This is a genomic window from Novosphingobium naphthalenivorans NBRC 102051, assembly GCF_001590985.1.
Classification (GTDB): domain Bacteria; phylum Pseudomonadota; class Alphaproteobacteria; order Sphingomonadales; family Sphingomonadaceae; genus Novosphingobium; species Novosphingobium naphthalenivorans.
On record NZ_BCTX01000137.1, the window covers coordinates 1 to 6,900 of the forward strand.

The window sequence follows — 6,900 nt, forward strand, 5'->3', positions numbered from 1 at the left end:
ATCTGGACAGTCTGCGCCGCCCGCAACATTGCAGTAAGGTCGGCGATGGACGCCCACGGTAGGCAGTAATCAGGCTGGCCGTAGCGCTGACCCAAGAGCTGGCGGAGGCCAGCCTGATTGCTGCCGGGCCATCAGGCGCACCGGTGTGAAGGTCAGCTTCCGGGTGGGGGGTCCGGGGGGAGGGTTTCGCGCCGGTGTCGATCATTACTGTTTGCGAGCGCCGCGAGGCCAAGGGCCTTGATGCGCATGTGCCGCTGATCCTGCGGGACGATGCGCTCTATGATCCCGATCTGGATCGCTTCTTTCTCGACCTGCCGCTGTCGGGGGTCCGCTCGCGGCACTCGCTTCGCGCCTACGCCTATGATGTTGCGGTCTGGCTTCGCTTTCTCGATGCCTGCGGCAAGACCGTGTGGGCTGCGACCCGCGACGATGTCGATGCCTATCATCGTGAGCGACGCCGCGACGAGGCCGATCACCGGATCACGGCGGCAAGCTGGAACCGGGCTGTCGCCAGCCTCGATCGCCTCTACCGCTGGGGCGAGCAGCAAGGGCTGATCGCCGACGCGCCGTTCAGCCGCCGCGCCGTGTGGCGACCGGCGCAAGGTGGCCGTCGTGGCATGATCGCGGCGCGCAACGACGCCTATGAACGTGTCGCCAGGCGGTCGGATGTGCGGTTCGTCACGATGGACGACTACCACATTTTCCGCGAGGTCGGCCTGCGCGGCCTCGCCCCGGACGGCACCGAGCGCCCCGGCGCTCGCGATCGCAACGGGCTGCGCAACGCGCTGTTCGCCGACCTTCTCGTCACCACTGGCCTGCGTCTTGAAGAGGCGTCGGGCCTGCTCGCCGATGAGCTTGCGGCCATCGATCACGACCACGATCAGGCTCAGCAGCTTTGGCTGCGCCTGCCGCCGCCGCTCACCAAGGGCGACCGGGGACGCAGTGTGCTGGTCCCGCGTCGGCTGCTGCGTCAGATCGCCGCCTATGTCGCCGTCGAACGCGCCGCAGGCGTGACCAAGTTCGCCGCGCGCGACGGCGCGGCCAAGCTCGAACGACCGATCCCTGTCACCCGCGCCGGTCTCGACCGCATGCGCGATGTCTGCACCCCAGAGGAACGATGCCGCCTGATCCTGTGCGACGAGGATGGACCGCCCCACGAGCCGGCGGCGCTATGGCTGACCGAGGTAGGGCAGCCTGTTCGCCCCAACTCGTGGGAGGTGATCTTCACCCGTGCCTGCAAGCGGTGCGAGGAGAACGGTTTCCCGCTGTCGATCAGTCCCCACCAGCTTCGTCACACCTTCGCAGTCCATATGCTCGCCTTGCTGATCCAGCAGCGGCTGCGCGAAGCGGCATTGCCGGCGGGGCCGGTGGAGAGCTACCGGCTGATCCTGGGCGACCCGCTGCAACAGGTGCAACGTCTGCTCGGCCACGCGAGCCTCACCACCACCTATATCTACCTCGATCATATCGCGACGCGCGCCGATACAGTGGACGCGGCCGTCGAGGAGCTGCTCGCGCTGCTGCCGGGACCGCAGGGCGCATGAGCGGGCATCCCCGCAAGGGCCGGCCTGTCGCTTTCGCGCCGATCACGCCGGAGTCCGTGCAGCCCGATGCTGTGCTCGGCCTCAAGTTCACGATCGAGGCACGGCATGGCGGAACGGTCCTGATCGATATGATTGGGCTCGTTCCTCGCCCACTCGCCATCGCCTTCGCGGGCGCGCTACGTCGGTCAGCGGCGCTCGGCGGCCCCATCGGTGCGGCCAGCGTCATCAAGCAGTATGTAAATGCCTACCGCCTGTTCTTCGCCTGGCTTGGCGATGACGCGCTGAACGTGGCTGGCGTCAGCGACCTGCGCGCAGTCCATATCGATGGGTTCGCCTCCGCGCTCGGACAGCGCGGGATGGGCGCGATCCACCGGCACATAACGGTCGGCAAGATCATCAACACATTGCGCGCGATCGAGGCAGACCGGCCCGATCGGATCGCGTCCGACCTGCATGAGCGGCTGCGCTACACGCTGGCCACATCGGCGGGCCGCTCGACCCCGCGCGATGCTTATAGCCCCTTCGTCGCCCGCGCGTTGCGCGACGCCGCGAGGACCGATGTCGAAGCGATGTTCCGCCGTCTCGGCGCCGACGACCGGACCGATGAGGGCGACCCGGTCATCGCCAGCGCGCGCGCCGATGTCGAAGCGATCATCGCGCGGCAGGGCTTTATCGTCGCAGACCAGCCCGCGCTGAAGAGCCTCTATTTCATGCGCATGCGGCGCGCATTGCCGATCAGCACGCTCATCGACGACCTGCATGGCCGCCATCACCTGCTTGCGCGCGATCTGCCGGCGCTGCTCGTGTTGCTCACGCTCGATACCGGCCTCGAGCCCGAGTGCCTGAAGACGCTGACCGTGGATTGTCTCACCAACCCCCATGCCGGCACGGTGGAGCTGCGCTATCTCAAGCGCCGCGCTCGCGGCGCCGAGCACAAGAGCATGCGCGTCCGCGACGGCGGTGGTGGCACGCCTGGCGGTCTTATTCGTCGCCTGATCGAGGCCACGGCGACTGCCCGCACGCATCTAAACGACGATCGTATTTGGGTTTATCACAACGCTGGCGGCCTGCGGGCAGGTATCCGCCACCCGACGGAACGGATCGATGCCTGGGTGGCGCAGAACGATATTGTCGATGACGACGGCAAGCCGCTCCACCTGCTGCTCTCCCGGCTCCGCAAGACCCACAAGGCGCTATGGTACACCAAGACCGAGGGGCATATGGCCCGCTTCGCGGTCGGCCACTCGCGCGAGGTAGCGGCGCGCCACTATGCTGATCTGCCGTCGCTCCGGCCCCTGCACGAGACGGCCGTCGCCGACGCCTTCCGCGCAGCGGTCGCCGCCGCGATGCCGACCGTGCTTCCGCCCACCGCCGAGCAGGCGTTGCGCAAAGCGCCCGATCAGGCCGAGCCGCTGATGCCGCTGGCTACCGTGGGTCCGTTGCTCGACGGCGAACAGGATGTCTGGCTCGCCGCCTGCGCGGGCTTCCATAACAGTCCCTTCGCCGAGGCCGGTTCGCCCTGTGCGCAGCCCTTCTGGGGCTGCCTTGATTGCCCTAACGCCGTCATCACCGCGCGCAAGCTCCCCGCGATCCTGGCTTTCCTCGTCTTCGTCGAAGAGCAGCGGCTGAGCCTGCCCGCGACCGACTGGGCGGCCAAGTTCGGCCGCGTCCATGCCCGCATCACCGCCCAGGTCGTGCCGGCCTTCTCCGATGCCGTCATCGCCGATGCGCGCCGGCAGATGGAGAGCGAGCGGCTTTATCTGCCGCCGGAGGCACGCGCATGACCATACCCGCCCATGCCCAAGAGCCTGCCTTCGACGATCGCCCCGTGCTGGCGAGCGCGCCGCTCAAGGAGGGCCACGCCCGCGAGGAGCTGTCTCGCGTCGGCGACCCGAGCTGGGATCTCGGTCTCGCCGTATTCCGCGAGAACGCCCGGCGCTGCCACGTCACCGTGCATTTCGACGTGCTCGAACATGCCGATGTGCAGGCGGCGATGCGCGCCTATCTCTACGCCCGTCTCAACGTCGATCTTCCCGGCTACCGCCCGAAGCTGCCGCCGGCGAGCATTCGCCAGGCATTCAACCGTGCCCGCCGGTTCTTCGCCTTCGCCCGTGAGCGGCTCGGACGGCTCGACGTTTCCCGTATCGATCAGGCATTGGTCGATGCCTATGCCCGGCACCTTCGTGCCGATCCGGCCCGGCGACCCGTCATCGTCGGCCACCTCCTCGAAGTGGTCCCCGATCTCTATCACTATCGTGACCACCTCGCTGGCGGAGGCCTTGCATTCGAGCCCTGGGCCGGACAGGCGCCCGCCCGCGTCGCGGGCTACCGGCATGTCCGGGAGAACCGCACGCCGCGGTTCCCGGAAGAGGTCATCGCCGCGCTGCTCGCATGGTCGTTGCGCTACGTCACCGTCTTCGCTGACGACATTCTCGCAGCCCGTCGCGAGCTTGATCGGCTCGAAGCGCGCCGGGATCGTCTCGTCGCCGCCGACTCCGGCCTCCCGGACGCTGATCGCCGGCAACGTCGCCGCACCCGCCTGAAGGCCTATTTCGGTCGCCGACGCAGCGAGGGGCGCGGCGCACCGATCTGGGGCACCGCTCATAACGGCAAGCTGCGCGTCGACCCCAACACCGGCGCCGTGACCCCACCGATCAACGCCCATCTCCTGCATCTCCATGCCGGGATCGACGTGCAGGCCGAGCCAGGCGCGCATCTCCTGCTGACCGGCGGTGAAGCGAGGTTGATCGACGCAGTGGCGGCCGAGCTGGGGGTAGAGGTCGGCGGCATGGACACGCCGATCTCGATCGATCCCGAGAGCGGTCGGCCATGGCGCGAGCGCTTCGACGCGAAGACTCTCGCACACGAGGAACGGATGCTCCAGGCCGCCGCCTATATCGTGTGCGCCTACCTGACCGGCATGCGCGACTGCGAGGTGCAGGCGATGCGGCGCGGGTGTCTCTCTATCGCGCGCAGTGAGGACGGCCTGATCGAGCGGCATCGCATCCGATCGACCATCTACAAGCGCCGGGCGGCCGTGGGCGAGGCGGCGAGCTGGGTGACGATCGAGCCGGTCGCCGATGCGATCACGGTGCTCGAACGCCTGTCGGCAGGACCGGCGCGCGCCAGCGGCAGCGATACGCTCTGGCCGGTGCTGCGCGCGAGCGCCGTCTCCAAAACGCATCTGTCGAGCGAGGTGGTCCGTCAGCTCAACACCTTCCGCGATCACCTCAACACCGCCTTCGGCAGCCCCGATATGCCGGTCATCCCGCCCGGTCCCGATGGCAAGCCGTGGCGCATCACGACGCGGCAGTTCCGGCGCACGATCGCGTGGCACATCGCCAACCGTCCGTTCGGCACCATCGCCGGCATGATCCAGTACAAGCACGCCTCGGTCGCCGCGTTCGAAGGCTATGCCGGGACCAGCGCATCGGGGTTTCGCGCCGAGGTCGAGGCGCAGCGCCGGCTCGGTCAGACTGATGACCTGCTGGACTATTTCGACCGGCGTCAGAGCGGCGCATCGCTTGGCGGGCCGGCGGGACCGCGTATCGGGCGGACGCTCGACGATGCCGCCGTTCAACTCGGGCCATTGCCCGCCATGATCGCCGATCGCGCCCGCCTGCGCGTCATGCTCGCCAGCGTCGCGCGCACCTTCCATGTCGGTCCGCTCGCGGATTGCTTCTTCGATCCTGCAACCGCGCTCTGCCTCAAGCGCGTGACAACCCCCGATCCCGCGCAGCCACTCACCGCCCTGTGCGAGCCGACCCGCTGTCCCAACGCCTGCATCACCGCCCGGCACAGGCCGGCCTGGGAACGCGCGGCGGCCGATGCCAGGGCGCATCTACGCGAACGGCGCATCTCCGATCTCCAGCGTCAAGCTCTCCAGCGCGAGCTCGATCGCCTGACCGCGGTGATTGCCGGGATCGATCCTCCCGCGCCGTAGACCACCCCGGCTGTTGGCGGAGTCCTGCGCCGGTCGGCGCGCCCGCGCAACGGCTTCGCCGTCCTTCGCTTCGCTGCGGCCCTGACGGGTGCGCGAGCCCCCCTGTGCCCGGCGCGAACGGGCCTCCGCCGCCGGGGATGGTCCCCGGCGCGAGAACGGAGAACAGATCATGTCAGCCTCACCACGCTCAGACGTCTACGCTCGCGTCACGCAAGCGATCGTCGACGCCATCGAAGCCGGCACCGGCACCTGGCGCATGCCGTGGCATCATTCCGGCGCCGACGTCACCCGCCCGACCAACGTCGCCAGCGGCAAGCCGTATCGCGGCATAAATACGGTCTCGCTCTGGGCGGCCGCCTATGGCAGCGGCTATGCGAGCGGGGTCTGGGGCACCTATCGCCAGTGGCAGGCGCTCGGCGCGCAGGTCCGCAAGGGCGAGCACGCCAGCCTCGGCGTCCTCTGGAAGGAGTTTCGCGCGAAGGGTGACGAAGCCAGCGACGATGATGGCGACCACCGACGGCTTTTCGCCAAGGCGTTCAGCCTGTTCAACGCCGATCAGATCGATGGCTATGCGCCCGAACCGGGGCCGGTCCTGCCCGAGAGCGAACGCCTCGCCGCCGCCGAAGCCTTCATCGCCGCGCTCGGCATCGATACCGTCTACGGCTCGGCCAGCGCCTATTATCACATCGCCGAAGACCGCATCCACATGCCGGATTTCAGCGCCTTCCACGACGCCCACGGCTTCTACGCCACCCATATTCACGAGGCAGCTCATGCCAGTGGCGCAGCCCATCGGCTCGACCGGGATTTCAGCACCAAGTGGACCAAGCACGCGCTCGCCATGGAGGAAGCGACCGCCGAGCTGACCGCATCGTTCCTGCTCGCCGATCTCGGGATCGCGCACGAACCGCGACCCGATCACGCGGCCTACATCGCCTCCTGGCTGCAACTGCTCAAGGACGAGCCCCGGGCGATCTTCACCGCGGCGAGCAAGGCGCAGGCGGCGGCCGACTGGATGCACACCCGGCAGCCATGATCCAGCAGCAACCAACGCTGAGCGGCCGATCCCTCGCGGGCTCGGCCGCTTCGTCGCGCATGGCGATGCGCGGGCTTCGCCCGCTCACCAGCGGACGCCGCTGGCGCGGCGGCGCTGATTTTTCGGGCCTCCCTCGATGCGGGTCTGGTCGGCGCTCCCTGCTAGGCCCGCCACGGCGCGCCGCAAGCCCGGCTTCGCCGAGCTGCTCCATTTCATTTCGCCCCTCCGGGTGCGGCCCGCCGCTTGCGCGGGCCTCTCCGGTCGTTCTCGCCGCCCACCCCCGCCTCGGGGGAGCCATGGGGTTTTTGGGCAGTGCTGGAGGCACCGATGGTTTTCACCTTCCAACCGCCATTTTTCGCTGGACTGTCAGGATATGT

At 68.5% G+C, this 6,900-nt stretch carries 5 protein-coding genes; 4 read left to right on the forward strand and 1 reads right to left on the reverse strand.

Going from position 1 to position 6,900, the window contains the following annotated elements; genetic code table 11:
- The first annotated feature begins 194 nt into the window (after positions 1-194).
- The 4 genes from NN5_RS23585 (at position 195) to NN5_RS23600 (ending at position 6,523) form a co-directional block, all read left to right on the forward strand.
- The gene (locus tag NN5_RS23585; protein WP_066553252.1) at positions 195-1,544 is read left to right on the forward strand and encodes a tyrosine-type recombinase/integrase; all 1,350 of its coding nucleotides are present in this window, start codon (positions 195-197) and stop codon (positions 1,542-1,544) included.
- Complete coding sequence (locus tag NN5_RS23590) at positions 1,541-3,328, forward strand: hypothetical protein (RefSeq protein ID WP_066553254.1); 1,788 nt, start codon at positions 1,541-1,543, stop codon at positions 3,326-3,328. The genes NN5_RS23585 and NN5_RS23590 overlap by 4 nt, the downstream gene beginning before the upstream one ends.
- On the forward strand, positions 3,325-5,487 hold the full coding sequence (locus NN5_RS23595) for an integrase (RefSeq protein ID WP_066553256.1): 2,163 nt from the start codon (positions 3,325-3,327) through the stop codon (positions 5,485-5,487). The genes NN5_RS23590 and NN5_RS23595 overlap by 4 nt, the downstream gene beginning before the upstream one ends.
- Before the next feature lie 169 nt (positions 5,488-5,656).
- Positions 5,657-6,523 (forward strand): ArdC family protein, encoded by an 867-nt coding sequence (locus tag NN5_RS23600; protein WP_066553259.1) that lies wholly within the window; start codon positions 5,657-5,659, stop codon positions 6,521-6,523.
- Between the two features lie 84 nt (positions 6,524-6,607).
- Here NN5_RS23600 and NN5_RS27235 read toward each other — a convergent pair whose 3' ends face one another.
- Complete coding sequence (locus NN5_RS27235; RefSeq protein ID WP_257721804.1) at positions 6,608-6,739, reverse strand: hypothetical protein; 132 nt, start codon at positions 6,737-6,739, stop codon at positions 6,608-6,610.
- Positions 6,740-6,900 lie beyond the last annotated feature (161 nt).